Raw genomic sequence first — 26,622 nt, forward strand, 5'->3', positions numbered from 1 at the left:
GGCCACCGCTTCGTGTGCCCCGAAGCGCCGGCCCGCCTGGCGCAGCAGCTCCCGCGCGCGCGGGTGCTCGCCCAGCTGCGCCATGGCAATGCCGCGCAAGGCCAGCGCGGGCGGGTCGTCGCGCAGCGCCACGCGCTTGAGCGCGCCGAGCGCATCGCCGGCGGCGAGGGCCCGGGCGCTGGCGGAGATCAGGGAGTCCATGGCCGCAGGCTACACCGTCCGGCCTGGGTGATGGCGATGGGTGTGCGGCTAGATCGGTGCGTTGAGCAAGGGCTTGAGCATGGCGCTGTAGCCCAGCATGTCCGACATGAAGACGATCTCGATGCTGAGCAAAGCCAGATGCGGAATGTGCTCGATGAAGCGCAGGAAGTAGTACTGCGTAAGTTCGATCAGGCGCACCAGCCCGGTGACGCCGGCAGGTCCCTTCATGTCCAGCAGGGTGCGGCGGAAGTCGTTGCGGTGGTGGGGTTCGGTGTCGGTGATGATGAGGTGGTACTCGTGCTCGTAGACGGCCTGCTTGTCGCTCGCCAGCTGGTTGCCGCCCGCGTTGTATTCGCGTTCGATGGAGCGCACCAGCTTCTTGATGCGGTCGCCGCATTCGTTGAGCTGCTCGGCCCGCACCTCGTGGTGGGCGGTGCCGGCCGTCACCGAGTACACCAGCACCGACACCGCCAGAAAGGCGGTCATTGCGGTCAGCACCTGGTTGTTGAACTTCAGCGGTATGCCGGTGAGCTGCAGCAGCGCAATGAGGATCAGGCCCAGGGAAAAGATGGTGGACGTGATGAAGTAGGCCTTGCTCTTGTAGCGCAGCCGCACCGACGCCGCAAACCGCGCACTGGCCGTGGTCTTCATCGACTCGATGAACCGCTCGGTCGGGTTGTTGCCCGTGTGGGGCGAGGTGTGCGACGACATGAGCCAGCCCCAGAGGCGCTGTGCGGCGTGAACGAGTGGGTGGGGGGTCGGTTGCATGAGCGCTGCTGGATGGGGGCGCGGGGTCACATCCGCCGCCTGTCGCGCTCAATGATCTTGAGAAATAGACACTTTTGGTCTAGGTATTAACCCTGAAATTTGCCCCAGTGTTTGGGCGCCTGGCCAGACCCGGCGGCCGACTACAGATCGGTGCGCCGGTGCGGGAGCTGCGAGCTGGGGCGGGCTTCTGTCAGGTCGTTGCGCGCCAGCGTGGCCAGGAGCAGCGCTTCACCGCGCCCCGCCTGCGCCAGCACGGCGCCCATCGGTCCGCACACGGTGCTCAGGCCACCGTAGGTGGTGCTGCCTTCTGGCCCGCAGGCGTTGGCGTAGGCCACGTACAGGCGGTTTTCCAGGGCGCGGGCGGGCAGCAGCACGCGCTGCACTTCGTCGAACTCGATCATGTTGGCGGTGGGCACGAGCACGGCGTCGGCGCCCTGCAGCGCGAGCATGCGCGCGGGTTCGGGGAATTCGATGTCGTAGCAGACCAGCAGGCCCAGGCGCCAGCCGCGCCACGCGAACACGGCGGGTGCCTGCGGGCCGGGGCTGAACTGCGCGCGGTCCACGTCGCCAAACAGGTGGGTCTTGCGGTAGTGGGCCAGGCGCTGGCCGGCCGCGTCGATGAACTGCACGGCGTTGTAGGGCCGGCCTTCGGTGTGGCGTTCGGGGTAACCGTAGACGATGGCTACGCGGTGGCGCTGCGCGAGGGTGGCCACGGCTTGCGAGAGCGGGCCGTCGGCTGGCTCGGCGAGCGCGGCGATGTGTGCGGCACCGATCTGGTAGCCGGTGAGCGACATTTCCGGGCACACCAGCAGGGCGGCGCCTTGTGCGCTGGCTTGGGCGGCGGCGGTGTCGAGAGCGGCCAGTGCGTGGGCGGGTGTGGGGGCGTAGGGGCTCTGCCAGAGCGCGAGGGTGAGGGCTTCGACAGGCTCAGCCCGAACGGAGGTGGGCTCGCCTCGAACGGAGGTGGACGCTGCTCGAATGGAGGTGGGCTCGGCACGAACGGAGACAGGTTCGGTCCGAACGGAAGCAGGTTCGGCTCCAGCGGGAGGGGGCTCGGCCCGAACGGCGGGAGGCGTGGGCATGGGTCAGGCCACCAGGCTGGCGGCCAGGCGGGCCACGCTGGCCAGGGTGGCTTCTTTCACCGTGCTGCTCGCCGTGCTTTCGGCGAGGTAGGCGGTGATGATGAGTGGCGCGCGGCCGTGGGTGGGCCAGGCGATGCCGATGTCGTTGGCGTCGGTCCGGTTGGTGCCGGTTTTGTCGCCCACGCGCCAGCCGGTGGGCAGGCCCGCGCGCAGGCGCTTGTCGCCGGTGGTGTTGGCCACCAGCCATTGCTGCAGCTGCTGGCGCGACGCGGGCGAGAGCGCGTTGCCGAGCAGCAGCTTCTGCATCGTGAGCGCCATGGCGCGTGGCGTGGTGGTGTCGAGCAGGGCGGCGGCGGTGCCGGTGTTGAGCTCGGTTTCGCGGCGGTCCAGGCGCGTGGTGTCGTCGCCGAGTTCGCGCGCAAAGCGGGTGAGCGCGGCGGGGCCGCCGTAGCTGTCCAGAATGAAGTTGGCCGCGCTGTTGTCGCTGGTGGTGATGGTGGCTTCGCACAGGCCGCCCAGGCTCATGCCCTGCGCGGTGTCGGCGAAGCGCTCGGTGACCGGGGAGTAGGTGACGAGCTCGCCCTTGGTGTAGGTGATGCGCCGCTCCAGCGACTCCTGGCCGCGGTCCACCCGCGCGAGCACCAGCGCGCTGGCCAGCGCCTTGAAGGAGCTGAGCATCATGAAGCGCTCGTCGGCGCGGTGGCCGTGCAGCTGGCCGGTGGCGGTGTCGAGGATGGTGACGCCCAGGCGGCCTTGCGCGGTGGTTTCGAGCTGCTGCAGCTGCGCGCTGAGGTCAGAAGCGGCGCGGGCGCGGGTGGGGACGAAGAAGGCGCTGGTCAGGGCCAGCGCGGTGGCGGTGGAGAAGTGGCGGCGTTGGATCATGGTGCGCACTCTAGCTGGGCTTTGGCCCTTCGACAGGCTCAGGGTGAACGGTGTGTGGGCGAACGGCGTACGAGCGGCCATGGGCCTCAGTCGGGCAGCGCCATCGGCCCCAGCTCGGCAAACACATCGCCCGGCCCGGGGTTGCTCGCGTGCGTGTGGCCGCCCAGGTGCTTCACGATGCCCCACACCGCGTTGAGCGAGGTCTGCACCGCGCCTTCGACCCACGCGGGTGTGAACGACACGTCGTCGCCCGCGATGAAGATGCCGCGCTTTGCGGGCGCAAAGTCGTCCTGCATGAAGTGGCTGTACATGCGGTGGTTGTAGCGGTAGTGGCCGGGCAGCGCGCCCTTGAAGGCGCCCAGGAAATGCGGGTCCGCTTCCCACGACACGCTGATCGGGTCGCCAATGATGTGGCTCGCGATGTCCACGTCGGGGTAGATCTTTTGCAGCGCCTGCAGGGCGAGCTGCACGCGTCGCTCGGTGCTGTGCGGCAGCATCTTGAGCGCGTCGCCCATCCAGGCGTAGCTCAGGCAGATCACGCCGGGCTGGTCGGGCCCGTTGTCAAACAGGTAGGTGCCGCGCGTGAGCCGGTCGGTGAGCGTCATGCCCATGGTGGGCCAGCCGTTGGCCTTCAGGTCGTTCCAGAAAGGGCGGTCCACCATCACGAAGGTTTTGGACGACTGCATGTAGCGCGTGCGGTCCAGCGCCATCCAGTGCTTCTGCGAAAACAGCGACTCTTCCACCGCGATCTGCGTCGTCAGCAGCCAGCTCTGGCAGGTGGTGAGCACGGCGGGGTAGGTGCGCGTGTGGCCCCAGGTGTCGGTCACGGCGAGTTCGTTGCTCGCGGCGCGGGCAATGGCTGTCACGCCCGCGCGCGGCGCGCCGCGGTGCAGGCTGGCCAGCGTGGTGCCGGCGGGCCAGTGGCGCAGCTCGCTGGCGGCGGGGGCGTGTTGCCACAGGCCCAGAGGCACCTGCTGCGCACCGCCCACGATGAGGTGCTGGTTCTCGTCGCAACCCGTGAGCACCACGCGCAGGATTTCCAGCATGGAGTTGGGAAAGTCCGAGTCCCAGCCGCCGGTGCCAAAGCCCACCTGGCCAAACACCTCGCGGTGCTGGAAAGACAGCTTCGAGAACGCCTGCGAGGTGGCCACAAAGTCGTAAAACGTGCGGTCGTCCCAGAGCGGCACGAGCCGGTCCCACAGGGCTTTGAGGGCGGGTGCATCGCGCTCGCGCAGCGCCTGCTGCAGGCCGGTGAAGCCCGCGCCTTCTTCCAGCGCTTCGGCCCAGGCCTGTGCCACCTCGGCAAACAGCGGCGGCAGGTCCGCCAGCGTGCGCGCCCAGTGGGTTTGCCCTTCCAGATCCACCACGGTGCAGCAGGCGGCGGGCGTGAGCGGGTTGGGGAACGGCCGCGTGTGCAGGCCGAGCCGGTTCACGTAGTGGAAGAAGGCGGTGCTCGACGCCGGGAAGCGCATGCCGCCCAGCTCGGCCACCACACCCTGGCCGCCTTCAAACGCTTGCGAGCGCAGCCGCCCGCCCATGCGCGAAGCCTCGTACACCACGGGCTTGAGGCCCAGCTTCATCAGCTCATAAGCCGCCACCATGCCGGCCATGCCCGCGCCCACAATCGCCACCACTTGCCCCAGCCGCTCGGGCGGAATCTCGCCCAAGCCCTGCGGGTGGGCGATCCAGTCGTCAAAGGCAAACGGGAAGTCGGGCCCGAAGAGGGTGACGGGCGCGCAGGCGCTGCGCGGGGTGCTGGGCATGCGGGCGCCTCCGGGTTCAGAACAGGCTGCGCAGCAACCAGAGGGCCGTGCCCCACATCATCAAGGCCACCAGGCCGTCCAGCGCGCGCCACACGTGCAGCGAATTGAGCCGGCGGCCCAGCCAGAAAGCCGCCGCACCCAGGGTCACGAACCACACCAGCGAGCCGGTGGCCGCGCCCAGGCCAAAGGTGGTGCTGCCCTGGCCATACGCCAGCGAAGCCGTGCCGATGAGCACGGCGGTGTCGAGCCAGGCGTGCGGGTTCAGGAAAGAAAAAGCCAGCGCAGACAGCACCGCCTTGCGCGGCGACACCGGCTCGGCCGCCACGCGGCCACTGTCGTCCAGCTCCAGGGCGCGCGGGCGCAGAAAGCGCTGAAATGCCTGCCAGCCGTACACCGTGAGGAACAGCGCGCCAGCGCCCACCAGGGCGCCCATCAGCTTGTCCGACAGGCCACCGAGCTGCGCCAGCCCCAGCACCCCCAGGCCAATCAGCACCACGTCGGCCAGGGCGCAGGTGAGCACGGTGAGCCACAGGTGCTGCCGCTGCAGACCCATGCGCAGCACATGCGCGTTTTGCGGGCCAATCGCCATGATCAGCGACATGCTCAGCACCATGCCGGCGGTGAAAGTGGGGAAGGCGAGGGTCATGACAACAGCTCCGGAAACCTGGGGGGCCACGCAGGGGGTGGCGGGTGAATGGGCGGGAGTGTGCCTGTTTGCTGTATTTGATTAAATGAAATCAATTTGAAATTTGGTTGATCAAATTCTTCTTGATATTGGAGGGTGACGAGGCCATTTGTTACCTGATGTATCCTCCCGCGCATGCTTCGGCCTCCTGCCAGGCAAACACAACCAAGGATTCGAATGAGCATCGTCTTTCGTTGGCTGGTGGCGGTCAGTGCGCTGATGGCTCTGGGCGCGTGTGCACCCTTTTACAAACCCCTGGCCTCCGAGGAACGGGCACGCATCAAGGAAGCCGATCTGCGTGTCGTGGTGGCGCAAGAGACCTTCATGTTCACCGCTCAAGGTTCCAATGTGAGCGCGGCGCTGGGTGGCGGACTGATCGGCGCACTGATCGACTCGTCTGTCCAGCGATCGCGGCAGAAGGACATGGCGTCGCAGATCCAGGCCACGGTGGGTCCGCTGCTCGAGGTGGACTACCGCGTCGAAGCCACTGCCGCGGTCAATGCGCTCCAGCAGACCACCGCCTTTCCGCTGAAGCTCAGCTCGGCCCAGGTGCTCGCCGGCATGCCCGGCCGGCGCGAGCACGAGGCACGCATCGCGGCCACGGGCAAATCGCCTTCCTATCTGCTCATGTGGGTTCACTACGAAATCGCAGCCGACCTGAGCGTTTTCAGCACACGCAGCACGGTGCAGCTCTGGCAGGACGGCAAGCCCGAATCGACCTATCGAGCCGGCGTGGTCTACCAGACCCGACTGACCGGCGGCACCCGAGAGGCGCTCATGAAACGCCTGACCGACAACCAGGGCAGCCGGCTGCGAGCGCTGATGCGCGAATCGATGCAGGAGAGCCTTCGCATGGTTGCCGCCGATCTGGCGGCTGCACCAGCCGCCAGCGCGGCCCGCAGTGGGCCACTCCGTTCGGCCAGCGTCTGGACGCAGGGCGTCTGGGTACCGGTCAAGGACATGAGGCTCATAGACGAAACACCTGTGCGCCAGTTTCTTCGCAGCGACGAGGGCGCGCTGTTGTCCATCGGCACGGAGACCGAATCATGAAATTGCCTGGTCGCCACGCGCTTGTGGTGTGTTTGTCTTTGCCACTCGCCGCCCATGCCCTGACCGACGACGAGCCGCTGCCCATGCGCTACGAAGAGCCCGTCCAGGCGGGCGCGCCCGCTTCGCCAGGCACGCCCGCCGCTGCAAACGCTGTGCGGTTGGTGAACGGCTGCGCGTTGTATGTGACCCAGGTGGAGGACCTGCGTCGTTATCCCGAATATGTCGGTAACGTCAGTTTTGCGATGCCCGGCCCCTTGTCCACGCCGCTGTTCATGCAGTCGATTCGCGGCGCCAGTGGGCGCGACTGGACCGTTGAAGCGCTCAAGACGCTCAAGGGGCGCGGATTCCAGCCTTACATCGGAGAGAAGCCCGCTGGAGCAGGCACTGCCCTGGCGGTTGTCGCCGTCGATCTCCAGCTGGCGCACACATGGTCGGCGGGCCTCAACCTCTTGTCCCACGTGGTGCTGCGCGCGCGCTATCCGAATGGTGGATCCGAGGATGTTCGCCATTACCACGGCTTGGGCACCAAGCTGAACTGGGCCAACGGCAACGGTGAGTTCATGACCACGCTCAACCATGCCATGACCGACGCCCTGTCTGGCCTGGCCGCGGACGCTGCGTCGGTGTGCGCGGGTCAAAAACCGGCGGCGCAAACGGCCGGGGGTTGACCAGCGCTGCGTCACCCCACCACCCGCGTCCGCGAAGGCGTCTCCCCAAACAGTGCCTTGTACTCCTGCGAAAAGTGGCCCATGTGCCAGAAGCCCCAGCGGGCGGCGGTGTCGGCAATGGTGGCCTCGGTGCCCTGGGTGCGCAGGGCGCGGCGAACGGCGTTGAGGCGCACGGTGCGCAGGTAGGTGGCGGGGCTGGTGCCCAGTGCTTCCTGAAATCCGTTTTGCAGCGTGCGCCGCGTCACGTGCAGGCGCGTGCACAGCTCGGCCACGCTCAGGGGTTGCTCGGGGTGTTCAAACACCAGTTCGCGCACGCGGTGCACCAGCTCCTGGCGGCGCAGTTGGCGCGGGCTCACGGCGTTGCTCAGCATGTGGGGCACGAGCACGTCGCTCAGCACGGTGAGCAGCGCTTCGCGCAGTGAGCGCCGACTGGCTTCGTGGTGCAGGGCTTCGGGTTGGGCCTGCAGGCAGCGCAGCACTTCGCGCACCATGCCGGCCAGGCGGTAGCGCTGCAGCGCGGTGAGGGCTTGCACGCGGGGCACGTCGGCCCAGTCGGCGGGCAGGGCTTGCTGGTGCAGGGCCTGTATGTGGCGGGCGAGCTGTTGCTTGTCGAGCACCATGCCGTAGAGGCCGTGGCCGGCGGGCACCTGCAGGTCAAACGGGGTGTCGCCACCGGCCAGCATGAGCTGCAGCCCGTGCGATGGCCGGCCCATGAAGCGCAGACCGGCGCCGTGCTCGGGCACGGCCAGGCCCACCCACACGCCGCCTTGCCATGGCCGGCAGCGCTGGCTGGTGGCGCAGCTGGCGGCTTCTTCAAACACCTGCAGGTCGTGGTCGAGCAGCTCGCGCACCTCGCCTTCAAAGGCGCCGGGCGAGGTCTGTTCGTAGTGCTGTTCCCACGACGCGAGGTTGCGGGCGTGAATGTCCACGTCCTGCGTGCGCTTGATGCGAAAGCAGGCAGCGGCAGCGTCTGGCTGCACCAACATGGCGTGCTCCTTCCCGGCGGTTTCCCAACGGCCAGGGTGCATCAAGTTTCATGCCACCGCACGCCCCGTGCCGGTGCGCTATCCCGAATCGGAAAAAACGCCACCGGCCGCCCCCTGCTTGCCCAAACGGGATACCGGCCCGCGCGGCGCGCCGCACAAGATGCGAGCCGGCTGCCCGAGCCGTTTCGGGCGTCATCCTCTTGATGCGAGCAACAACATGTCAACAACACCCAAGCTGGTCTCGCGGGAACTCAAGCCCGTGCTGGGCGCCTTCTCTTTGTGGGGCATTGCCGTGGGCCTGGTGATTTCAGGCGAGTACTTCGGCTGGAGCTACGGCTGGGCCAGCGCCGGCACGCTGGGCTTTCTGGTGGCCACGCTGTTTGTGGCGCTGATGTACACCACCTTCATCTTCAGCTTCACCGAGCTGTCCACCTCCATTCCCCACGCGGGCGGGCCGTTTGCCTATGCGCGGCGCGCCTTCGGGCCCACCGGTGGTTTCATTGCAGGTTTTGCCACGCTGGTGGAGTTCGTGTTTGCGCCGCCGGCCATTTCGCTGGCCATTGGCGCTTACCTCGGCCTGCAGTTCCCCTCGCTCGACCCGAAGGTGGCGGCGCTGGGTGCCTATGTGATCTTCATCACCCTCAACGCGCTGGGCGTGGGCATTGCCGCCATGTTCGAGCTGGTGGTCACCCTGCTCGCCGTGGCCGAGTTGCTGGTGTTTGCCGGCGTGGTGGCGCCGGGCTGGTCGCTGGCCAACTTCACGGCCAACGGCTGGGCCGGCTCCAGCGAATTCACCATGGGCACCTGGGCCGGCATCTTCGCGTCCATCCCGTTTGCCATCTGGTTCTTCCTCGCCATCGAGGGCGCGGCCATGGCCGCCGAAGAAGCCAAGGAGCCGCGCCGCACCATTCCCATCGCGTACATCAGCGGCATCCTCACGCTGGTGGCGCTGGCGTTTCTCGTGATGGTGATGGCCGGGGGTGTGGGCGACTGGACCAAGCTCTCCAACATCAACGACCCGCTGCCCCAGGCCATGAAGATGGTGGTGGGCGAGTCCAGCGGCTGGCTGCACATGCTGATCTGGATCGGCCTGTTCGGGTTGGTCGCCTCCTTCCACGGGATCATTCTGGGCTACTCTCGCCAGATGTTTGCGCTGGCCCGCGCCGGCTACCTGCCGGCCTACTTCGCCAAGGTGCATCCGCGCTTCAAGACGCCGGTGCGCGCGCTCGTGGGCGGCGGTGTGGTGGGCGTGGTGGCGGTGTTCAGCGACCAGTGGATCACCTTCGGCGGCCAGCCGCTCACGGCCAACATCGTCACCATGGCCGTGCTCGGCGCGCTGGTGATGTACATCGTGTCGATGGCCTCGCTGTTCAAGCTGCGCCAGAGCGAGCCGCAGCTCGATCGCCCCTACCGCGCACCGCTCTACCCGCTGTTCCCCGGCATTGCGCTGGTGTGCGGGGTGGTGTGCCTGTTTGCGGTGGTGTACTTCAACGCCATGATCTCCGTGCTGTTCCTCGTGCTCATGGCGCTGGCCTACCTGTACTTCCGTTTCACCACCGCGCAGCGCGACGCGGCCCCGCTCGACGCCATGCTGGGCGTGGTGGAGTGAACGCCACAAGGACCACCCGCCTGTGAACCTGAGCGTCAACCTCGGAGCGCGCAGCCACCGTTTTGGCAGCCTGCGCGAAGTCATGGCCAAGGCCACGCCGCTGCGCTCGGGCGACTGCCTGGCCGGCGTGGCCGCCGCCACCGAGCAAGAGCGCGTGGCCGCGCGCTGGGTGCTGGCCGACGTGCCGCTGTCCACCTTTCTCAACGAAGCGCTCATTCCCTACGAAGACGACGAGGTCACGCGGCTGATCATCGACAGCCACGACGCGCAGGCCTTCGCGCCCGTGGCCTCGCTCACCGTGGGCGGCTTTCGCGACTGGCTGCTCTCGGCCCAGGCCACGCCTGGTGCGCTGCGCGCGCTGGCCCCGGGCCTCACGCCCGAAATGGTGGCCGCCGTGAGCAAGCTCATGCGCAACCAGGACCTGATGCTCGTGGCCAAACGCTGCGAGGTGGTCACGCGCTTTCGCAACACGCAGGGCCTGCGCGGCCACCTCTCGGTGCGCCTGCAGCCCAACCACCCGACCGACGACCCCGCCGGCATCGTGGCCAGCATGATCGACGGCCTGATGCACGGCGCGGGCGACGCGGTGGTGGGCATCAACCCGGTGTCCGACAGCGTGCCCGACCTCGTGCGCCTCAACCACGTGCTGGCCGATGTGCTGGCGCGCGGCGAGATCCCCACGCAAACCTGCGTGCTCACCCACGTCACCAACACCATGCAGGCCATGTCGCACGGCGCGCCGGTGGACCTGGTGTTCCAGTCCATCGCGGGCACGCAGGCGGCCAACGCGTCGTTCGGCATTGACCTCGCGCTGCTCGACGAAGCGCACGCCATGGCGCAGGCGCTGGGGCGCGGCACGGTGGGGCGCAACGTCATGTACTTCGAAACCGGGCAGGGCAGCGCGCTCTCGGCCAACGCCCACCATGGCCTGGACCAGCAGACCTGCGAAGCCCGCGCCTATGCGGTGGCGCGCCGCTACGAGCCGCTGCTCATCAACACCGTGGTGGGCTTCATCGGGCCGGAATACCTGTACGACGGCAAGCAGATCACCCGCGCGGGGCTGGAAGACCACTTCTGCGGCAAGCTGCTGGGCCTGCCCATGGGCTGCGACATTTGCTACACCAACCATGCCGAAGCCGACAGCGACGACATGGACAACCTCATGGTGCTGCTCGCCACCGCGGGGCTCAACTTCTTGATCGGCGTGCCCGGCGCGGACGACATCATGCTGAACTACCAGAGCACCTCGTTTCACGACGCGCTGGTGCTGCGCGAGATGCTCGGCCTGAAGCGCGCGCCCGAGTTCGAGGCCTGGCTGCAGCGCGTGGGCGTGAGCGACGCGCAGGGCCAGCTGCTGCCCGCGCCACGCCAGCCCGCGCTGCCGTCCTCGCTCTGGACGCTGCCCCCATGACCACACCCCGCCGCGACCTCTGGGCGCACCTGCGCCAGCACACCCCGGCGCGCATCGCGCTGGGGCGCACCGGCGTGAGCCTGCCCACGCGCGAAGTGCTCGACTTCGCGCTGGCCCACGCGCAGGCCCGCGACGCCATTCACCTGCCGCTGGACACCGAGGCCCTGTGCGCCGAACTCGCGCCGCAGGGCTGGCCGTCGCCGCCCGTGCTGCTGCACAGCCAGGCGCGGGACCGCCACGAATACCTGCTGCGCCCCGACCTCGGACGGCGGCTGGACGCCGACAGCGTGGCGCGCCTCGGCGCAGCGGGCGACACGGGTGCCCCCGCGCCCGACCTGGTGCTGGTGGTGGGCGATGGCCTCTCGGCCCTGGGCATCCAGCTGCACGGCGCGGCGCTGCTCGGCGCCATCCGCCGCGCGCTCCACCCCGCCGTTCGCCTCGGCCCGTTGGTGGTGGTGCGCCAGGCGCGCGTGGCGGTGGCCGACGAGGTGGGCGAGCGCCTGGGCGCTGCCGCGGTGGCCATGGTGGTGGGCGAGCGGCCCGGGCTGAGCTCGCCCGACAGCGTGGGCATTTACCTCACCCATGCGCCGCGCGTGGGCTGCAGCGACGCGCAGCGCAACTGCATCTCCAACGTGCGCCCCGCCGGGCAAGACGTGGAGACCGCCGCGCGCCGCCTGGTCTGGCTGTTTGAAGAGAGCCGCCGCCTGGGCCTCACGGGCGTGGGGCTCAAGGACCACAGCGGCCTGCCGCTGGCGGCGCTGCCCGGCTTAAACTGAACAGAACCAAACCCCATCGGGTTGAGTTTTTCTCAATCGCCATGCTCGACGCCCGCCAACTCGAGGCCCTCAACGCCGTGATCGAACACGGTGGCTTTGGCCCGGCCGCCAAAGCGCTCTCGCTCACGCTCGCGGCGGTGTCGCTGCGCATCAAGTCGCTCGAAGACACGCTGGGCCAGCGGCTGCTGGTGCGCGGCAAGCAGGTGCATGCCACGCCCGCCGGGCAGGCGCTGCTGGCGCATGTGAAGCAGGTGCGGCTGATGGAGGCCGACCTGCTCGATGGCCTGCAAGGCGGTGCGCCTTCCAAGGGCGGTGTGCGCTGGCAGAGCCTGTCGGTGGCGATCAACGCCGACTCGGTGGCCGGCTGGTTTCTGCCCGGCGTGGCCGCCATGCTGCAGCGCCACCGCCTGCTGCTCGACATCATGATCGACGACCAGGACCACACGCACAGCGCGCTAAAGAGCGGCGACGTGATGGGCTGCGTGACCGCGCTCTCCACCGCCATGCGCGGCTGCGTGGCCGAGCCGCTGGGCGTGATGCGCTACCGCTGCGTGGCCGCCCCCGCCGTGGCGCAACGCTGCCGCACGCCGCGCGGCGCGGTGTCGGTGCACAAGCTGCTGGCGCAGCCGGCCATCATCTTCAACCGCAAGGACGCGCTGCAAGACGCGTTTCTGGAACAGCACTTCGGCCTGCGCCAGCCGCACTACCCGCGCCACTTCGCGCCCGCCGTGGAGGCGTTCGAAACCGCCATCGAGCTCGGCCTGGGCTGGGGCATGGTGCCCGAGCAGCACCTGGCGCAGCGCCCCGAGCTGCAGGAAATCCTGCCCGGCGCCACGGTCGATGTGCTGCTGTACTGGCAGCACTGGGCGCACGAGTCGCCCTCGGCCCAGCGGCTCACGGCGGCGGTGAAAGCCGCGGCGGCGCAGCGGCTGCGGCCGGTGCCGGCCTCGGCGGGCGCAGGCTGACGCCAGCGCTCAGCGCTGCAACATGCCCCACACCGTGTGGGGCGACACGCCCTGCACCCGCACCATGCGCACCCACAGCAGCGTCATGTGCTCCAGGTGCAAGGCCTGCGCCAGGCCGCCCACGTCCAGGGGCGTCCAGCCGAGCTCGCCGGCCAGGGTGCTCACAGTGGCTTTGGCCTGCGCGTCTTCGCCGCACAGCATCATCACCGGCCGCACGCTGTGGCCGGGATAGGCGTTGTCCTCGAAGTTCTCGAAGCCGTAGATGCTGAACGCCTTGACGACGCGCGCGCCGGGCACAGCAGCCTGCACGGCCTCGGTGCCCGACTGGGCGCTGCCCAGCGCGTGGGTGATGGCCGGACCGACGGGGTTCGTGCAGTCCACCAGCACTTTGCCTCGGAGCGCGTCCGACACCTCCGAGAGCGCCGCCTGGTTGGCGGCAAAGGGCGTGGCGAGAAAGACGACGTCGGCGCCCGCCACCGCCGTGCCGGGTGTGGCCACTTGCAGGTTCGGGTTGCGCCACAGCGCCCGCACCGTGCTGGCCGAGGCGGGGTCTTTGGCCGCCAGCGTGACGTGGTGGCCCGCGCGTTGCAGGTGGTCTGCGAGTGGCGCTCCCACCTGGCCGTGACCGATGAAGGCGATGTTCATGGCGCCTCCTTCGGGGCCGGCAACGCGTACCAAGCGGGATGCGACTCGGTCCACACCTGCTTTTCGATGCGCCGCTGCAGGTGGCGGCCAAAGAGCCCGGTGCTCAGCATCACGCGCTCGCCGCCCACGGGCCGTTTGGCCAGGCGCGAGCCGCAGCGTGGGCAGTGAGCACGCTGCGCCTGCGCCGAAGAGTCGTACCACTGCGGCGCGAGATCGCCCGACCACACCACGTCGCTCGCCGGGGCCACCAGCATCGCGAAGTAGTTGCCGTGCAGGCGCTGGCAGTCCTCGCAGTGACAGGCCACCACACCGAACGCGCTGGCCGGGGCGCTCACCTGCACACCGCCGCAATGGCAATGTCCTTGAAGTTTGTCCATGGGAGTTCCTTGTGAAAGAGGTCGGTCTGTCGGGGTCAGCGCGCCACGTCGGCCAGGATGTCGGCCAGCGCACGGGGTTGGGTGAGCATGGGCAGGTGCGAGGTGTTCAGCTCCCAGGTTTGCCGCACACCGCCGGCGCGCGCCAGCATGTTTTGCTGCAGCTTGAACGACACGGCGTTGTCCTGCCGGGTGTGCACGTAGCTGCGGGGCACGCGGCCAAAGCGTGCGGCGCTCAGCGACACGGGCGTGCCCAGCGGGGGTACGGCTTCGGCTTTGTGGCTGCTCACCAGGGTGCGTTGGTCGGCTTCATTGCAGTCCGCGCAGAACACTTCGGCGATGCCCTCGGGCCGCAGGCTGGCGGGGGTGTAGGCCTTGGGATCGGCTTGCGTCCAGTACGCGCCCACGCGGCTGTCGGCGTCGGTCATGGCGATCTTGTAGAGGCTTTCACCGTGTTGCGGCAGGTAGCCCGCCACGTACACCAGTTCGGCCACACGCTCGGGTGCTTGCTCGGCCAAGGCCGAGATCACCATGCCGCCCATGCTGTGCCCCACGACGATGGCCTGACCCTGTGCCGGCAACGCGGCAAGCACCGTTTTCACATAGCCGTCGAGCGAGAGTTGCGCGGCTGGCGTGGTGTCTGCGCCGTGGCCGGGCAGCTCCACCGCAGTGACGCGAAACCCACGCTGGCGCAGGTCGCTCGCCACGCGGTCCCAGGCGCTGGCGCCCATCCAGGCGCCGTGCACCAGCACGATGGGGCGCGCCGTGGCCGTGGCTGCCGTCGGCATCGCCGGCGCGACGGTGCTGCAAGCGCTGAGGGTGGTCAACGCGAGGACGCTGGCGGCCGTGGCCAAAAAATTCTGCTGGGCGGCTGGCTTGGCGCGAGGGTTGTTGTCTTTCGGGCTCATGAGGGTTCCAGAGGCTGGGGAGAACTGAGTTTTAAGGTTTTAATGGCCAAGATAAATAGCTCAATCAAACACAGCTTGTTGCTGTTTCAGGCAACAAATCGCAGGGGCCGACATGGACATTCAGGAACTCAACACGCTGGTGAAAGTGGTGCAGGCCGGCAGCTTCACCGGTGCCGCGCTGGCCATGAACACGCAGAAGGCCCACGTCTCCCGGGTGGTGTCTGGGCTGGAAAGCAAGCTGGGCGTGAGGCTGCTGGAGCGCTCGACGCGCTCGCTGTCGCTGACGGAGGTCGGGCGCGATCTCTATGAACGCGCGGTGGGCATCCTGGGCGCCGTGGAAGAAGCCGAGCGCGCGGCCCAGGCCACGCTCGCCGAGCCGCGCGGGTTGCTCAAGCTCAGTTGCGGAGCGGAGTTCGGGCAGATCGCCGCGCAGCGCTGGGTGCACGGTTATCTGGCGCGGTATCCCCAGGTGTCGGTTGAGGCCGACTTCACCAGCCGCCTGATCGACCTCGTTCACGAAGGGTTTGATCTGGCCATTCGCGTCGGCACGCTGCCCGATTCCAGTCTGGCAGCCCGCCGCCTGGGTGAGTTGCGCTACGGGCTGTACGCGAGCCCGGGCTACCTCGCCGGACAGGGCTCACCCCAGGCGCCGCAAGAGCTTTTGCAGCACGCCCTGCTGGCGTTCAACGCGGGCAGCCAGCGCCAGGTGTGGTTGCTGCGCCGTGGCGACGAGGCGTGTCCGGTCAACACCGAGGGCAGGGCGCGGCTGCGGGTGAACAGCCGGTTTGCCGTCTGTGATGCCGCGGTGCAGGGACTGGGCATCGGCTTGCTGCCACACCAGGTGGCGGAGCTGCCGCTGGCGCAGGGGCGGCTCGTGCCGGTGCTGGTCGGCTGGCAGCCGCCGCCCGTGCCGGTGCATGCGGTGTTCGCGAGCACCCGTTACCTCGCGCCCAAGGTGCGCACCTTTATCGATCACGCGGTGGCATCGTTCGACGCCGACGAGGCGCCGGATACCGCAGCCTGAAACGCCGCCGCCGTGCGGCTCAGGCGGTGGCCAGCGCCGGCGCGTCGAAGGCGCGCACCGGCGGCGCATCGCCCTGCCAGCGCGCCACGTCCACCAGCGCGGTCATGGCGCTGCAGCCCTGGGCCAGGCGCGAGGTGCCGCGGTCGGCGGTGAGCACGTTGGGGTTGCCGTGGCGCTCCAGGTCGTCGCCGTGGCCGTCGAACCACGCGCCGGTGGACATCACGACCACACCGGGCATGACCGCGTCGTCCAGCGTGGCGCCGCCCAGGCAGTGGCCGCGCGCGTTGAACACGCGCACCAGATCGCCGTCGGCAATGCCGCGCGCCTGCGCGTCTGCCGGGTTCAGGCGCACGCGTTGGCGGTCGTGCAGCTTGTGCTCGCGCGAGAGCACGCCGGCGTCGAGCTGCGAATGCAGCTTGTCGGCCGGCTGCGAGCTGATGAGGTGCAGCGGCCACTGGCGCGCGCCGTCGGCGCCCAGCCATTCCTCGGGCGCCAGCCAGGTGGGCTGGGGCGGGCAGTCGGCGTAGCCGAAGCGGGCGATGGCAGCCGAGTGCAGTTCGATGCGGCCCGAGGGCGTGCCCAGCGCCGCCGCCTGCGGGTCGGCACGAAAGGCTTCAAACAGCACCATGTCGCGCTCGGGTTCGGGCAGCTCGGCCGTGCCATTGGCCCAGAAGGTGTCGAAGTCCGGCAGGTCGAAGCCGGCGGCGCGCCAGTTGCTCGCGGTGTTGTCGTAAATGGCGCGCACCCAGGCGGCTTCGTCGCGGCCTTCGGTGTAGGCGGCTTCGTGCCCGGCGCGCGCGGCGAGTTCGCGAAAGATGTCGAAGTCGTTGCGGCTCTGGCCCACCGGGGCAATGGCCTGTTTCATGGCGAGCAGGTAGCGGTCGCGCGAGGAGCCGCCCACGTCGTTGCGCTCCAGTGTGGTGGTGGCGGGCAGCACGATGTCGGCGCGCCGCGCGGTGGGCGTCCACCAGCTGTCGTGCACGACGATGGTCTCGGGCTTCTGCCAGGCGCGCAGCAGGCGGTTGAGATCCTGGTGGTGGTGAAACGGGTTGCCGCCGGCCCAGTAGACGAGGCGGGTGTCGGGGTAGGTGCCCGTGCGGCCATTGAAGTCGTACGCCTGCCCGGGGTGCAGCAGCATGTCGGCCAGGCGCGCCACGGGGATCTGCCGGCCAATCGGGTTGGTGCCGGCGGACAGCCGGGGCGCGGCCACGTCGGGCCGGGGCGTGGCGGCACCGTTGACAGAGCCGTGGCCAAACGCAAAGCCGCCACCGGGCAGGCCGATCTGGCCGAGCACGGCGGCCAGCGCGATGCTGGCCCAGTAGGGTTGCTCGCCGTGGTGGGCGCGCTGCAGCGACCAGGTGCAGTTGATCAGGGTGCGCTGTCGCGCGGCGCTGCGCGCGAGCTCGGCGATGGTGTCGGCCTCCACGCCGCAGATGGCGGCGGCCCACGCGGCGCTTTTGGGCACGCCGTCGTCGGTGCCTTGCAGGTAGCGCGCCCAGGCCTCGAAGCCGTTGCAGTGGGTCTGCAGAAAGTCGGCGTCGTGCAGGCCTTCGGCCAGCAGCGTGTGGGCCATGCCCAGCATGAGCGCGGTGTCGGTGTTGGGGCGAATCGGGATCCAGCGCGCGGCCATGCCCTCGGGCACGTCGTTGCGCGTGGGGCTGATCACCACGAACTCGATGCCCGCGCGCGCCGCCTGTGCGATCCACGCCGCGCTGCTGTGCTCACCCGCGCCGCCCGAGGTGACCTGCGTGTTGCGCAGCGGCAGGCCGCCGAACGCAATGAACAGCTTCGTGTGGGCGAGCAGGTTGCGCCAGTCGGTCACGCGGCCCGTGACCGGCGTGAAGGTGCCGATCACGTGGGGCAGCAGGAACTGCGCCGCGCCCCAGCTGTAGTTGCCCGCCTGGCCCACGCAGCCGCCGCCGCTGTGCAGGAAGCGCTGCACCAGCGTGCGCGCGTGGTGCAGGCCGCCCGCGGACGACCAGCCGTAGGAGCCGCCAAAGATGGCGTCGTGGCCGTGTTGCGTGCGCACGCGCGCCAGCTCGTCGGCCACGAGGGTCAGCGCGGTGTCCCAGTCCACTTCCACAAAGCGGTCGTGGCCGCGCGCGGCGCGGTCGCTGCCCTCGCGCTGGCGCAGCCAGCCCTCGCGCACCGCAGGCCGCGCCACGCGCAGCGGCGAATGCACCATACCCGCCATGGAGCGCAGGATGGGAGAGGGCGCCGGGTCGCGCGCAAAGGGCTCGCAGTCCACCACCCGCCCGCCCTCCACCACGGCCGTGAAGGCGCCCCAATGCGAGAGGGACGGGAAGCGCTGGCGGGGCTGGTTCATGGTGCGGGGGTCAGGTGGCGTAGTTGAGGGGCAGGGCCGTGGTGTACTTGATTTCTTCCATCGCGAAGCTGGAGCTCACGTCGAACAGCTCCACGATCTGGATGAGCTTCTTGTAGACCAGATCGAAGCCCGCGATGTCGGGCACCACCACCTTGAGCAGGTAGTCGGTGTCGCCGCTCATGCGGTAGAACTCGACCACCTCGGGCAGGTCGCGCACGCCCAGTGCGAAGCGGCGCAGCCACTGCAGGTCGTGGTGGCTGGTCTTGATGGACACGAACACCGTCACACCCAGGCCGAGCTTGGCGCTGTCGAGCAGGCACACCTGCTGGCGGATGTAGCCCTGCTCGTGCAGCCGCTGCACGCGCTTCCAGCACGCGGTGGTGGAGAGGCTCACGCGCTCGGCGATGTCGCTCACCGCCAGCCGCGCGTCGGTCTGGAGCAGGGCGAGGATGGCTCGGTCTTTCTTGTCCATAAGGGCCTCTGAGTGTGGGTGGGGCGATGGTAAATTTTTTTCACTTGCTGGGCGGATGCGCCATCAATTTCGAAAAAATCGTTCGCGCCCCCGCTCCTAGACTGGCTGCTCAAGGAGTTCCATCACATGCAAGAAAACACCCGCCTGGCCTTGCTGGGCCGCGACCCCCAGCGTTTCGGTGGCCTGGTCAACACCCCCATCTTCCGTGGCTCGACCATCCTGTCGTCGAGCATGGCCGAGTGGGAGCAGCGCAAGGCCGACCGCGCCGCCGATGTGCCCGGCGCCACCACCTACGGCCGCTTCGGCACGCCCACCACGCACGCCCTGGAAGACGCCATCGCGCAGCTCGAAGGCGGCCACCGCGCGCAGCTGTTTCCCTCGGGCCTGGCGGCCATCACCACCGTGCTCACCGGCTTGCTCAAGCAGGGCGACCACGTGCTGGTGACCGACAGCGCCTACGGTCCCACGCGCGGTTTTCTCTCGCGGGTGCTGGCGCGCTTCGGTGTCGAGATGACGCTGTACGACCCGCGCATCGGTGCCGGCATTGCCGCGCTGCTGCGCCCCAACACCCGCGTCGTGTACGTGGAGTCGCCTGGCTCCGAGACCTTCGAGATCCAGGACATCCCCGCCATCGCCGAGGTGGCGCACCGCCACGGTGCGCATGTGGTGATGGACAACACCTGGGGCACGCCGCTGTTCTACAAGCCGTTCGAGCACGGTGTGGACGTGTCCATTCAGGCCGCTACCAAATACATCGTGGGCCATTCCGACGCCATGCTCGGCATTGCCACCTGCACCCGCGAGACCTGGCCCCTCATCAAGCAGGCCGCGCAAGACCTGGGCCAGACCACCGGCCCCGACGACGCGTACCTGGCGCTGCGCGGCCTGCGCACGATCGGTGTGCGGCTGCGCCAGCACCATGTGGCGGGCCTGGAGGTGGCCCGCTGGCTCGAAGGCCATCCAGCCATCGAGGCGGTGCTGCACCCGGCGCTGCCCAGCCACCCTGGCCACGCCTTGTGGAAGCGCGACTTCCTGGGCGCCTGCGGCCTGTTTTCCGTGGTGCTCAAAACCACCTCGGTGCAGGACATGCACGCCTTCGTCGACGCCCTGCAGCTCTTCGGGCTGGGCGTGTCGTGGGGCGGCTTCGAAAGCCTGGTGGTGCCCTTCACGCCGGGCGGCGACCACACCGCGGCGCGCTGGCCGTGGCGCGGTCAGGCATTGCGCTTGCATGTGGGCCTGGAAGATCCCCAGGACCTGATCGCCGACCTCGACCAAGCGCTGGTGGCGATGTCGCGCCGGTTGCGCGCGGCCTGACATAAGCTTCTTTCCAGTCTGTCTGAGGCGCCGCGGCCAAATGCCCGGGTGACGACTACCATCGCTCCCCTTGGCACATACTGACGGTCCTCTTCTTCGTTCCACCCCTCTCCAGGTATTTCGCCATGAGCAAAATGAAAATCGAAGGCTCCTTCGTGGCCCTGATCACGCCGTTCAACGCAGACGGCACCACCGACTTCGGCGCGTTCCGCAGCCTGCTGAAGTTCCAGGAAGACAACGGCACCAGCGCCGTTCTCATCATGGGCTCCACCGGTGAGGTGTCCATGCTGTCGCAGAGGGAGCGCGAGGCCATCATTGCCGAGACCGCACGCTTCAAGACCGGGAAGATGAAGTTCTTCTACGGCTGCACCGGCAACAACACCCAGACCACCATCGACTACCTGAAGTTCGCCAAGGCCAACGGTGCCGACGGCGCCATCCTGGCCGCGCCGGCCTACATCTGCGGCCCCGAAGACGACCTGGCCGACTACTTCCTGGAAGTGGCCGACGCCACCGACCTGCCGCTGGGCCTCTACAACAACCCACCGCGCGTGAAGACCGACCTGCACTGGGACCACCTGCTGCGCATCTTCAAGCACCCCAACTACGTGGTGCACAAGGAGTCGACCACGCGCGTGGGCCAGGTGGCGCAGGTGCTCAAGGCGCGGCCCGACGTGTCGGTGATGTGCTGCGACTCGCCCAACCTGGGTCTGGTGGTGCCCACCATGAGCCTGGGCGGCCACGGCACGGCCAACATGACCGGCAACATCGCGCCCGCCGAGCTGGTCACCATCTCCAAGCCCTGGACCACGCCCGACGTGTCCGTGAGCTTCCGCGACGCCTACCTTGGCCTGCTGCCGATGCTGCATTACTCGTACTCGGCCATCAACCCGGTGGCCATCAAGTCGCTGATGAAGGCGGTGGGCCTGCCCGCAGGCAACCTGCGCAAGCCGCTCAAGAACCTCGAAGGCGAGGCGCTGCTCAAGGGTCTGCGCATCGTGAAGGAACTGGGGCTGGACAAGAAGTACGGCTGGAGCTCGCCCGAGCTCAAGGCCGCCTGAAGCCCCCCACCAGGAAACGCTGACATGGATCTGGGTATTGCGGGCCGCAAGGCTTTGGTGTTTGGTGGCAGCAAGGGCATGGGACGCGCTTGCGCGCGCGAGCTCTCGGCCGAAGGCGTGCACGTGGTGATTGCCGCGCGCACCGTGGCCACGCTGGAGCAGGCGGCGGCGGAGATCGCCGCCGAAACCGGCACGCCGGTGGGCTGGGTGTCGGCCGACATCACCACCGATGCCGGGCGCGATGCAGCGCTGGCCGCCTGCCCGGCGCCCGACATCCTGATCAACAACGCCGACGGCATGCCGCCGGGCGACTTCAGGGACTGGGCGCCGGCCGACTGGCACCGCGCGGTGGACTCGATGATGATCGGCCCGATTGAAATGATGCGCCGCACCGTGGACGGCATGATCGAGCGGCGCTTCGGTCGCATCGTCAACATCGTCTCGCGCAGCGTCAAGACGCCACAGCTGGAGCTGGGCCTGTCCAACGGCGCGCGCTCGGGCCTGGTGGGTTTTGTGGCCGGCCTGGCGCGCCAGACCGTGCGCCACAACGTGACCATCAACAACCTGCTGCCCGGTGTGTTCGCCACCGACGCGCAGCGCCACCACATCCAGGGCATGCTCGACACCACGGGCAAGACCTTCGACCAGCTCTGGCACGAGCGCGGCACGCAGAACCCGGCCGGCCGGTATGGCGAGGCCCACGAACTCGGCGCGCTCTGCGGCTTCATCTGCTCGGCTCGCGCGGGCTACATCACCGGACAGAACATCCTGATTGACGGAGGTGCCTACCCCGGCACCTTCTGATACCCGGTCTCAAGCCGGCGTTCGACCGGTGTGCGTGGAGACAGATTTCCCTCTCATCGTTCCTATCGCCAACCATTCGAGGTCTTCCATGAAATCCATCCATCGCCGCGCGTTCACCCGTTATGGCGTCGCGCTTGCCGGCCTGGCGGCTGCCGCCGGCGTGCTCCACGCGCCCCAAGCCCTGGCACAGGTGCCGTACCCCACGGCCAAGCCCATCGTCATCGTGGTGCCGCACGCCGCTGGCGGCGCGGTGGACGGCGTGGCGCGCACCCTGGCCGAGCGACTGGCCGAGGAGCTCAAGCAGAGCGTGGTGGTGGAAAACCGTCCCGGGGCCTCGGGCCTGATCGGCGCGGCATCGGTGGTGCGTGCCGACCCCGACGGCTACACGCTGTACTTCAATGCGTCCATCCACGCCGCAGCGCCCCTGCTCTATAAGAGCCAGGTCAAGTTCGACGCCATCAAGGACTTCACGCCCATCGGCATGGTGGCCGAAGGCGCGCTGATCTTCAGCGTGAACCCGCAGGTGCCGGCGAACACGGTGCTCGACCTGATCAACGTGGTCAAGGCCAACCCGAACAAGTACAGCTTCGTCACCAGTGGCTACGGCTCGGCCGGCCACCTGGGCATTGCGCAGTTCATGGCCGACGTGGGCCTGGCCGACAAGGGCATTCCGATTGCGCTGTACAAGGGCGCCGCGCCCGCGCTGCAAGACCTCATCGGCGGCCAGGTGCACGCGATGATGGACCCGTTCCTGTCGTCGCTGCCGCATGTGCAGAGCGGTCGCCTGCGCGCGATTGCGCAAACGGGCCGCGAACGCAGCCCGCTGCTGCCCGATGTGCCGACCATGCGCGAAGCGGGCCTGCGCGGCTTCGAGTTCTATTCGTGGTACGGCATCTGGGCGCCGGCCAAGTTGCCCGTGCCCGTGCTCAAGGCGCTGGAGTCTGCCACCGAGCGCGCCTCGAAGGCGCCCGCGTTCAAGAGCAAGCTCAATGCCCTGGGCTTTGAAGCCACCTTCCGCAACTCGGCCGATTTCAACAAGTACATCGTCAACGAGACGGCCAAGTACCAGACCATCATCGACAAGGCCGGCATCAAGATCGAGTGACGCACCGGTCGCGTTGAGCTGCACATGAAAGTTCTGGTGCTTGGGGCCGGCGTGGTCGGCATGGCCACGGCCTGGTACCTCTGGCGCGACGGGCACGAGGTCACCGTGGTCGAGCGCCACGCGGGCCCCGCCGACGAAACCAGCTTCGGCAACGCGGGCGGCCTGTGCCCCAGCTTTGCCGGGCCGTGGGCCGCGCCCGGCATGGTGGGCAAGGTCATGCGCATGCTGCTGCAGGCGGACGCGCCCATCCGCTTTCGCCCGCAGGCCAGCCTGCACCAGTGGCGCTGGATCGCGCGCTGGGTGGGCGAGTGCAACGCCGAGCGCTACCGCCTCAACAAGCTGCGCATGCAGCGCGTGGCGCACTACAGCCTGGCCTGCCTGCGCAGCCTGGCCCAAGAGGCCAACCTGCACGACTTCGACTTTCATGCCGATGGCACGCTGTGGCTGTTTCGCACGCCGCAAGAAGCCGAACTGGGCCGCTTGGCCACACGCGCGCTCGACGACTTCGAGGTGCCCTGGCGCTGGCTGGAGCCCGATGAGGTCGATGCCCGCGAGCCCGCACTTGCGCGCCGCACCGCGGCCATTGCCGGCGCGCTGCTGCTGCCCGCCGACGCGTCGGGCGACAGCCACCGGTTTTCGCAGGCGCTGGCGCAGCGGCTGAGCGCGCGCGGAGTCGACTTCCGTTTCAACACGACCGTGCACGCCCTGGAGACCGAGGGCGACCGCGTCAGCGGGGTGCGCAGCTCGGCCGGCCGGCTGCAGGCCGACGCGTATGTGGTGGCGCTGGGCAACCAAGCGCCTTTTCTGCTGCGGCCGCTGGGGATGAACCTGCCGGTGTACCCGCTCAAGGGCTACTCGATCACCGTGCCCTGCCTCGCCGACGCGCCCGACATCCGCCCCGCGCTCATGGACGAGCACAACAAGGTGATGATTTCGCGCCTGGGCACGCGCATCCGCGCCGCCGGCATGGCCGAACTGGGTGGCTACGGGCTGCAGGCGCACCCGGATCGCCGTGACATGTTGCTGCGCGTGGTGCGCGAGTTCGTGCCGCACGGCATGGACGAGGCGAACGTGGCTTTCTGGGCGGGCTTGCGCCCCATGACGCCCGATGGCCCGCCCATCCTCGGTCCCACGCGCTGGCGCGGCCTGTTCCTCAACAGCGGCCACGGCTCCAACGGCTGGACGCAGGCCTGCGGCACCAGCCGCATCGTGGCCACGCTGGTGGGTGGCGGTGTGCCCGAGATCGACCTCGACGGCCTGACGGGCGAGCGCTTCGGCATCGCCCCGCGCTGACACGCGCCAGCGGGCGCCCCCGTAAAATTGCGCCCCTATGCTCAAGATCAAACAGGAACTGCTGGCCGGCCTGGCCAGCGCGCTCGACAGCCTTTCACCCGGCGCGGGCGCCAGGGCCGCGTTCGAGTCGCCCAAGGTCGCCGCCCATGGCGACTTCGCCAGCACCGCCGCCATGCAGCTGGCCAAACCCCTCAAGCTCAACCCGCGCCAGCTCGGCGAGAACCTGCGCGAGCTGCTGCTGGCGCAGCCGGTGTACCAGCGCTGGGTGTCCGACATCGACCTGGCCGGCCCGGGCTTTCTCAACATCCGCCTCAAGCCCGAAGCCAAGCAGCAGATCGTGCGCGAGGTGCTGCAGGCCGGCGAGGCGTTCGGCACGCAGGCGTCCAACGGGCACAAGCTCATGGTCGAGTTCGTGTCGGCCAACCCCACTGGCCCGCTGCACGTGGGCCACGGCCGCCAGGCCGCGCTGGGCGACGCCATCTGCAACCTCTACAGCACGCAGGGCTGGAGCGTGCACCGCGAGTTCTATTACAACGACGCGGGTGTGCAGATCGGCACGCTGGCCAACTCCACCCAGCTGCGCGCCCAGGGTTTCAAGCCCGGCGACGCCCAGTGGCCCGAAGCCGCTTACAACGGTGACTACATCCAGGACATCGCCAACGACTTCCTGGCGAAGAAAACCGTGAAGGCCGACGACCGCGAGTTCACCGCCAGCGGTGACGTGCAGGACCTCGACGGCATCCGCCAGTTCGCCGTGGCCTACCTGCGCCACGAGCAGGATCTGGACCTGCAGGCTTTCGCGGTCAAGTTCGATCACTACTACCTCGAGTCCAGCCTGTACAGCAGCGGCCGCGTGGCGGCGGCGGTGCAGAAGCTGGTGGACGCCGGCAAGACCTACGAGCAGGACGGCGCGCTGTGGCTCAAGTCCACCGACTACGGCGACGACAAGGACCGCGTGATGCGCAAGTCCGACGGTTCTTTTACCTACTTCGTGCCCGACGTGGCGTACCACATCGCCAAGTGGGAGCGGGGCTTCACCAAGGTGATCAACATCCAGGGCACCGACCACCACGGCACCATCGCGCGCGTGCGCGCCGGCCTGCAGGCCGCAGGCGTGGGCATTCCCCAGGGCTACCCCGACTACGTGCTGCACACCATGGTGCGCGTGGTCAAGGGCGGCGAAGAGGTCAAGATCAGCAAGCGCGCGGGCAGCTACGTCACGCTGCGCGACCTCATCGAATGGACCAGCAAGGACGCGGTGCGCTTCTTCCTGCTCAGCCGCAAGCCCGACACCGAATACACCTTCGATGTGGACCTGGCCGTGCAGAAGAACAACGACAACCCGGTGTACTACGTGCAGTACGCGCACGCGCGCATCTGCTCGGTGCTGGCGTCGTGGGGGGGCGATGCCGCCTCGCTGGCCGACGCAGACCTGGCCGCGCTCGACAGCGCACCCGCGCAGGCCCTGATGCTGCTGCTGGCCAAGTACCCCGCCATGCTGAGCGACGCCGCACGCGACTTCGCGCCGCACGACGTCACCTTCTACCTGCGCGAGCTTGCGGCCAGTTACCACAGTTACTACGACGCCGAGCGCATTCTGGTGGACGATGAAGCCGTCAAGAAAGCGCGCCTTGCGCTCGTGAAGGCCACGGCGCAGGTGTTGCACAATGGTTTGGCAGTGCTGGGCGTCAGTGCTCCGCAGAAGATGTGATGGTGAAACCCGCAATGAAAAAGAAACCTTCCGCGACCCGCAGCAGCTTCGGCGGCACCCTCATGGGTTTCGTGATCGGCCTGCTCGTGGGCCTGGGCGCTGCGCTCGCTGTGGCGGTGTACGTCACCCGCGTGCCGATTCCGTTTGTCGACCGCAACGTGTCGCGCAATGCCGACCAGGACGCGCTGGAGGCTGAGCGCAACAAGGGCTGGAACCCCAACCGCGCGCTCAGCGGAGCCAACCCCCCTGGAGCGGCGGCGCCCGCAGCGCCTGCGGCGCCTGCCGCGCAAACGCCCGGTGCCATCGTGGTGCCACCGGCCGACGGCCAGGCGCTGCCGCCGCCCACGGCAGGCGCCAGCCGCCCGGCTGGCGATCCGCTGGGTGATCTGGTGCAGTCGCGCGCGGGCCAGCCCGCCGCCGCCACGCCCGCCGCACCGGCTGCGGCCACGCCGCCCGCCCCGGGTGCCGATCCCTTCACGTATTTCGTGCAGGCCGGTGCCTTCCGCACACCGGAAGACGCCCAGTCGCAGCGGGCCAAGCTCGCCATGCTCGGCATCGACGCGCAGGTGAGCGAACGCGAGCAGAACGGCCGCACGGTGTTTCGCGTGCGCGTCGGGCCGTTCAACCAGAAGGCCATGGCCGACCTGACGCTGGAGCAGCTGCAGGTCAACAACATCGAATCCGCCCTGGTGCGCGTGCAGCGCTGAGCTGCGCCCGGCGGGCGGGAACTTTTGCCCGC

At 68.7% G+C, this 26,622-nt stretch carries 25 protein-coding genes and 1 pseudogene; 14 read left to right on the forward strand and 12 right to left on the reverse strand.

Features of this window, described 5'->3' with window-relative positions; genetic code table 11:
- The 6 genes and pseudogenes from KXJ60_RS01260 to KXJ60_RS01285 all read right to left on the reverse strand — a co-directional run.
- Positions 1 to 201: pseudogene (locus tag KXJ60_RS01260) on the reverse strand (helix-turn-helix domain-containing protein); the annotation flags it as partial.
- Between the two features lie 48 nt (positions 202 to 249).
- Entirely contained in the window at positions 250 to 969 is a 720-nt protein-coding gene (locus tag KXJ60_RS01265) for an SLATT domain-containing protein (protein ID WP_291123561.1), read from the reverse strand.
- A 140-nt stretch (positions 970 to 1,109) separates the two neighbouring features.
- Entirely contained in the window at positions 1,110 to 2,051 is a 942-nt protein-coding gene (locus KXJ60_RS01270) for a carbon-nitrogen hydrolase family protein (RefSeq protein ID WP_291123562.1), read from the reverse strand.
- Positions 2,052 to 2,054: 3 nt separating this feature from the next.
- The gene (bla, locus tag KXJ60_RS01275) at positions 2,055 to 2,933 is read right to left on the reverse strand and encodes a class A beta-lactamase (protein WP_291123564.1); all 879 of its coding nucleotides are present in this window, start codon (positions 2,931 to 2,933) and stop codon (positions 2,055 to 2,057) included.
- An 86-nt stretch (positions 2,934 to 3,019) separates the two neighbouring features.
- Complete coding sequence (locus KXJ60_RS01280) at positions 3,020 to 4,696, reverse strand: NAD(P)/FAD-dependent oxidoreductase (protein ID WP_291123567.1); 1,677 nt, start codon at positions 4,694 to 4,696, stop codon at positions 3,020 to 3,022.
- 16 nt (positions 4,697 to 4,712) lie between these two features.
- Positions 4,713 to 5,342: a LysE family transporter gene (locus tag KXJ60_RS01285; RefSeq protein ID WP_291123568.1), complete on the reverse strand. Its 630-nt coding sequence runs from the start codon at positions 5,340 to 5,342 to the stop codon at positions 4,713 to 4,715.
- A gap of 216 nt (positions 5,343 to 5,558) precedes the next feature.
- Between KXJ60_RS01285 and KXJ60_RS01290 the strand changes: the two genes are divergently transcribed.
- A complete protein-coding gene (locus tag KXJ60_RS01290) occupies positions 5,559 to 6,431 on the forward strand; it encodes a hypothetical protein (protein WP_291123570.1) in 873 nt (290 codons plus the stop codon).
- A 38-nt stretch (positions 6,432 to 6,469) separates the two neighbouring features.
- Positions 6,470 to 7,099 carry a hypothetical protein gene (locus KXJ60_RS01295; protein WP_291123572.1) on the forward strand — a complete coding sequence of 210 codons (630 nt, stop codon included), beginning with the start codon at positions 6,470 to 6,472 and terminating at the stop codon, positions 7,097 to 7,099.
- 11 nt (positions 7,100 to 7,110) lie between these two features.
- Here the strand turns inward: KXJ60_RS01295 and KXJ60_RS01300 are convergent, their stop codons facing one another.
- Positions 7,111 to 8,085, reverse strand: a complete 975-nt coding sequence (locus KXJ60_RS01300; RefSeq protein WP_291123574.1) for a helix-turn-helix domain-containing protein — start codon at positions 8,083 to 8,085, stop codon at positions 7,111 to 7,113.
- Positions 8,086 to 8,302: 217 nt separating this feature from the next.
- On the opposite strand from KXJ60_RS01300, the gene eat reads away from it, so the two are divergent.
- The 4 genes from eat to KXJ60_RS01320 are packed head-to-tail and all read left to right on the forward strand — an operon-like array spanning position 8,303 to position 12,846.
- Positions 8,303 to 9,694 carry an ethanolamine permease gene (gene eat / locus KXJ60_RS01305; RefSeq protein ID WP_291123576.1) on the forward strand — a complete coding sequence of 464 codons (1,392 nt, stop codon included), beginning with the start codon at positions 8,303 to 8,305 and terminating at the stop codon, positions 9,692 to 9,694.
- A gap of 22 nt (positions 9,695 to 9,716) precedes the next feature.
- Entirely contained in the window at positions 9,717 to 11,105 is a 1,389-nt protein-coding gene (locus tag KXJ60_RS01310) for an ethanolamine ammonia-lyase subunit EutB (RefSeq protein WP_291123578.1), read from the forward strand.
- Positions 11,102 to 11,881: an ethanolamine ammonia-lyase subunit EutC gene (eutC, locus tag KXJ60_RS01315; RefSeq protein WP_291123579.1), complete on the forward strand. Its 780-nt coding sequence runs from the start codon at positions 11,102 to 11,104 to the stop codon at positions 11,879 to 11,881. Before KXJ60_RS01310 ends, eutC begins: the two co-directional genes overlap by 4 nt.
- Positions 11,882 to 11,922: 41 nt before the next feature.
- Entirely contained in the window at positions 11,923 to 12,846 is a 924-nt protein-coding gene (locus KXJ60_RS01320; protein ID WP_291123581.1) for an HTH-type transcriptional regulator ArgP, read from the forward strand.
- Between the two features lie 9 nt (positions 12,847 to 12,855).
- Here the strand turns inward: KXJ60_RS01320 and KXJ60_RS01325 are convergent, their stop codons facing one another.
- The 3 genes from KXJ60_RS01325 to KXJ60_RS01335 are packed head-to-tail and all read right to left on the reverse strand — an operon-like array spanning position 12,856 to position 14,773.
- Positions 12,856 to 13,491, reverse strand: a complete 636-nt coding sequence (locus tag KXJ60_RS01325; RefSeq protein WP_291123582.1) for an NADPH-dependent F420 reductase — start codon at positions 13,489 to 13,491, stop codon at positions 12,856 to 12,858.
- A complete protein-coding gene (locus KXJ60_RS01330) occupies positions 13,488 to 13,868 on the reverse strand; it encodes a GFA family protein (protein ID WP_291123584.1) in 381 nt (126 codons plus the stop codon). Before KXJ60_RS01330 ends, KXJ60_RS01325 begins: the two co-directional genes overlap by 4 nt.
- Before the next feature lie 35 nt (positions 13,869 to 13,903).
- Positions 13,904 to 14,773, reverse strand: a complete 870-nt coding sequence (locus KXJ60_RS01335) for an alpha/beta hydrolase (RefSeq protein ID WP_291123586.1) — start codon at positions 14,771 to 14,773, stop codon at positions 13,904 to 13,906.
- A gap of 112 nt (positions 14,774 to 14,885) precedes the next feature.
- Between KXJ60_RS01335 and KXJ60_RS01340 the strand changes: the two genes are divergently transcribed.
- Positions 14,886 to 15,797, forward strand: a complete 912-nt coding sequence (locus KXJ60_RS01340; protein ID WP_291123588.1) for a LysR family transcriptional regulator — start codon at positions 14,886 to 14,888, stop codon at positions 15,795 to 15,797.
- 19 nt (positions 15,798 to 15,816) lie between these two features.
- Here the strand turns inward: KXJ60_RS01340 and KXJ60_RS01345 are convergent, their stop codons facing one another.
- Both KXJ60_RS01345 and KXJ60_RS01350 read right to left on the reverse strand, forming a co-directional pair.
- On the reverse strand, positions 15,817 to 18,123 hold the full coding sequence (locus tag KXJ60_RS01345; RefSeq protein ID WP_291123590.1) for a molybdopterin-dependent oxidoreductase: 2,307 nt from the start codon (positions 18,121 to 18,123) through the stop codon (positions 15,817 to 15,819).
- 10 nt (positions 18,124 to 18,133) lie between these two features.
- The gene (locus KXJ60_RS01350) at positions 18,134 to 18,595 is read right to left on the reverse strand and encodes an Lrp/AsnC family transcriptional regulator (RefSeq protein ID WP_291123591.1); all 462 of its coding nucleotides are present in this window, start codon (positions 18,593 to 18,595) and stop codon (positions 18,134 to 18,136) included.
- A 126-nt stretch (positions 18,596 to 18,721) separates the two neighbouring features.
- On the opposite strand from KXJ60_RS01350, the gene metC reads away from it, so the two are divergent.
- From metC to KXJ60_RS01385, 7 genes are all read left to right on the forward strand, one after another.
- The gene (gene metC / locus KXJ60_RS01355; protein ID WP_291123593.1) at positions 18,722 to 19,909 is read left to right on the forward strand and encodes a cystathionine beta-lyase; all 1,188 of its coding nucleotides are present in this window, start codon (positions 18,722 to 18,724) and stop codon (positions 19,907 to 19,909) included.
- A 125-nt stretch (positions 19,910 to 20,034) separates the two neighbouring features.
- Entirely contained in the window at positions 20,035 to 20,970 is a 936-nt protein-coding gene (locus tag KXJ60_RS01360; RefSeq protein WP_291123595.1) for a 4-hydroxy-tetrahydrodipicolinate synthase, read from the forward strand.
- A 24-nt stretch (positions 20,971 to 20,994) separates the two neighbouring features.
- Positions 20,995 to 21,774 carry an SDR family oxidoreductase gene (locus tag KXJ60_RS01365; RefSeq protein ID WP_291123597.1) on the forward strand — a complete coding sequence of 260 codons (780 nt, stop codon included), beginning with the start codon at positions 20,995 to 20,997 and terminating at the stop codon, positions 21,772 to 21,774.
- A gap of 88 nt (positions 21,775 to 21,862) precedes the next feature.
- Complete coding sequence (locus tag KXJ60_RS01370; protein WP_291123599.1) at positions 21,863 to 22,879, forward strand: tripartite tricarboxylate transporter substrate binding protein; 1,017 nt, start codon at positions 21,863 to 21,865, stop codon at positions 22,877 to 22,879.
- 24 nt (positions 22,880 to 22,903) lie between these two features.
- Complete coding sequence (locus KXJ60_RS01375; protein WP_291123605.1) at positions 22,904 to 24,172, forward strand: D-amino acid dehydrogenase; 1,269 nt, start codon at positions 22,904 to 22,906, stop codon at positions 24,170 to 24,172.
- A 37-nt stretch (positions 24,173 to 24,209) separates the two neighbouring features.
- A complete protein-coding gene (argS, locus tag KXJ60_RS01380; protein ID WP_291123607.1) occupies positions 24,210 to 25,883 on the forward strand; it encodes an arginine--tRNA ligase in 1,674 nt (557 codons plus the stop codon).
- Between the two features lie 14 nt (positions 25,884 to 25,897).
- Entirely contained in the window at positions 25,898 to 26,590 is a 693-nt protein-coding gene (locus KXJ60_RS01385) for an SPOR domain-containing protein (RefSeq protein ID WP_291123609.1), read from the forward strand.
- The last annotated feature ends 32 nt before the right edge of the window (positions 26,591 to 26,622 follow it).

This window comes from Hydrogenophaga sp., from assembly GCF_019264445.1.
Classification (GTDB): domain Bacteria; phylum Pseudomonadota; class Gammaproteobacteria; order Burkholderiales; family Burkholderiaceae_C; genus Hydrogenophaga.

Bases quoted from the DNA above. Each gene is read 5' to 3' on its own strand.
- KXJ60_RS01385 (WP_291123609.1), top strand. From the start codon at position 25,898: ATGAAAAAGAAACCTTCCGCGACCCGCAGCAGCTTCGGCGGCACCCTC.
- KXJ60_RS01345 (WP_291123590.1), bottom strand. From the start codon at position 18,123: ATGAACCAGCCCCGCCAGCGCTTCCCGTCCCTCTCGCATTGGGGCGCC.
- KXJ60_RS01265 (WP_291123561.1), bottom strand. From the start codon at position 969: ATGCAACCGACCCCCCACCCACTCGTTCACGCCGCACAGCGCCTCTGG.
- KXJ60_RS01290 (WP_291123570.1), top strand. From the start codon at position 5,559: ATGAGCATCGTCTTTCGTTGGCTGGTGGCGGTCAGTGCGCTGATGGCT.
- KXJ60_RS01360 (WP_291123595.1), top strand. From the start codon at position 20,035: ATGAGCAAAATGAAAATCGAAGGCTCCTTCGTGGCCCTGATCACGCCG.
- KXJ60_RS01365 (WP_291123597.1), top strand. From the start codon at position 20,995: ATGGATCTGGGTATTGCGGGCCGCAAGGCTTTGGTGTTTGGTGGCAGC.
- KXJ60_RS01285 (WP_291123568.1), bottom strand. From the start codon at position 5,342: ATGACCCTCGCCTTCCCCACTTTCACCGCCGGCATGGTGCTGAGCATG.
- KXJ60_RS01270 (WP_291123562.1), bottom strand. From the start codon at position 2,051: ATGCCCACGCCTCCCGCCGTTCGGGCCGAGCCCCCTCCCGCTGGAGCC.
- KXJ60_RS01335 (WP_291123586.1), bottom strand. From the start codon at position 14,773: ATGAGCCCGAAAGACAACAACCCTCGCGCCAAGCCAGCCGCCCAGCAG.
- KXJ60_RS01340 (WP_291123588.1), top strand. From the start codon at position 14,886: ATGGACATTCAGGAACTCAACACGCTGGTGAAAGTGGTGCAGGCCGGC.
- KXJ60_RS01350 (WP_291123591.1), bottom strand. From the start codon at position 18,595: ATGGACAAGAAAGACCGAGCCATCCTCGCCCTGCTCCAGACCGACGCG.
- bla (WP_291123564.1), bottom strand. From the start codon at position 2,933: ATGATCCAACGCCGCCACTTCTCCACCGCCACCGCGCTGGCCCTGACC.
- KXJ60_RS01325 (WP_291123582.1), bottom strand. From the start codon at position 13,491: ATGAACATCGCCTTCATCGGTCACGGCCAGGTGGGAGCGCCACTCGCA.
- argS (WP_291123607.1), top strand. From the start codon at position 24,210: ATGCTCAAGATCAAACAGGAACTGCTGGCCGGCCTGGCCAGCGCGCTC.
- KXJ60_RS01370 (WP_291123599.1), top strand. From the start codon at position 21,863: ATGAAATCCATCCATCGCCGCGCGTTCACCCGTTATGGCGTCGCGCTT.
- KXJ60_RS01300 (WP_291123574.1), bottom strand. From the start codon at position 8,085: ATGTTGGTGCAGCCAGACGCTGCCGCTGCCTGCTTTCGCATCAAGCGC.
- KXJ60_RS01375 (WP_291123605.1), top strand. From the start codon at position 22,904: ATGAAAGTTCTGGTGCTTGGGGCCGGCGTGGTCGGCATGGCCACGGCC.
- KXJ60_RS01330 (WP_291123584.1), bottom strand. From the start codon at position 13,868: ATGGACAAACTTCAAGGACATTGCCATTGCGGCGGTGTGCAGGTGAGC.
- KXJ60_RS01320 (WP_291123581.1), top strand. From the start codon at position 11,923: ATGCTCGACGCCCGCCAACTCGAGGCCCTCAACGCCGTGATCGAACAC.
- eat (WP_291123576.1), top strand. From the start codon at position 8,303: ATGTCAACAACACCCAAGCTGGTCTCGCGGGAACTCAAGCCCGTGCTG.
- metC (WP_291123593.1), top strand. From the start codon at position 18,722: ATGCAAGAAAACACCCGCCTGGCCTTGCTGGGCCGCGACCCCCAGCGT.
- eutC (WP_291123579.1), top strand. From the start codon at position 11,102: ATGACCACACCCCGCCGCGACCTCTGGGCGCACCTGCGCCAGCACACC.
- KXJ60_RS01280 (WP_291123567.1), bottom strand. From the start codon at position 4,696: ATGCCCAGCACCCCGCGCAGCGCCTGCGCGCCCGTCACCCTCTTCGGG.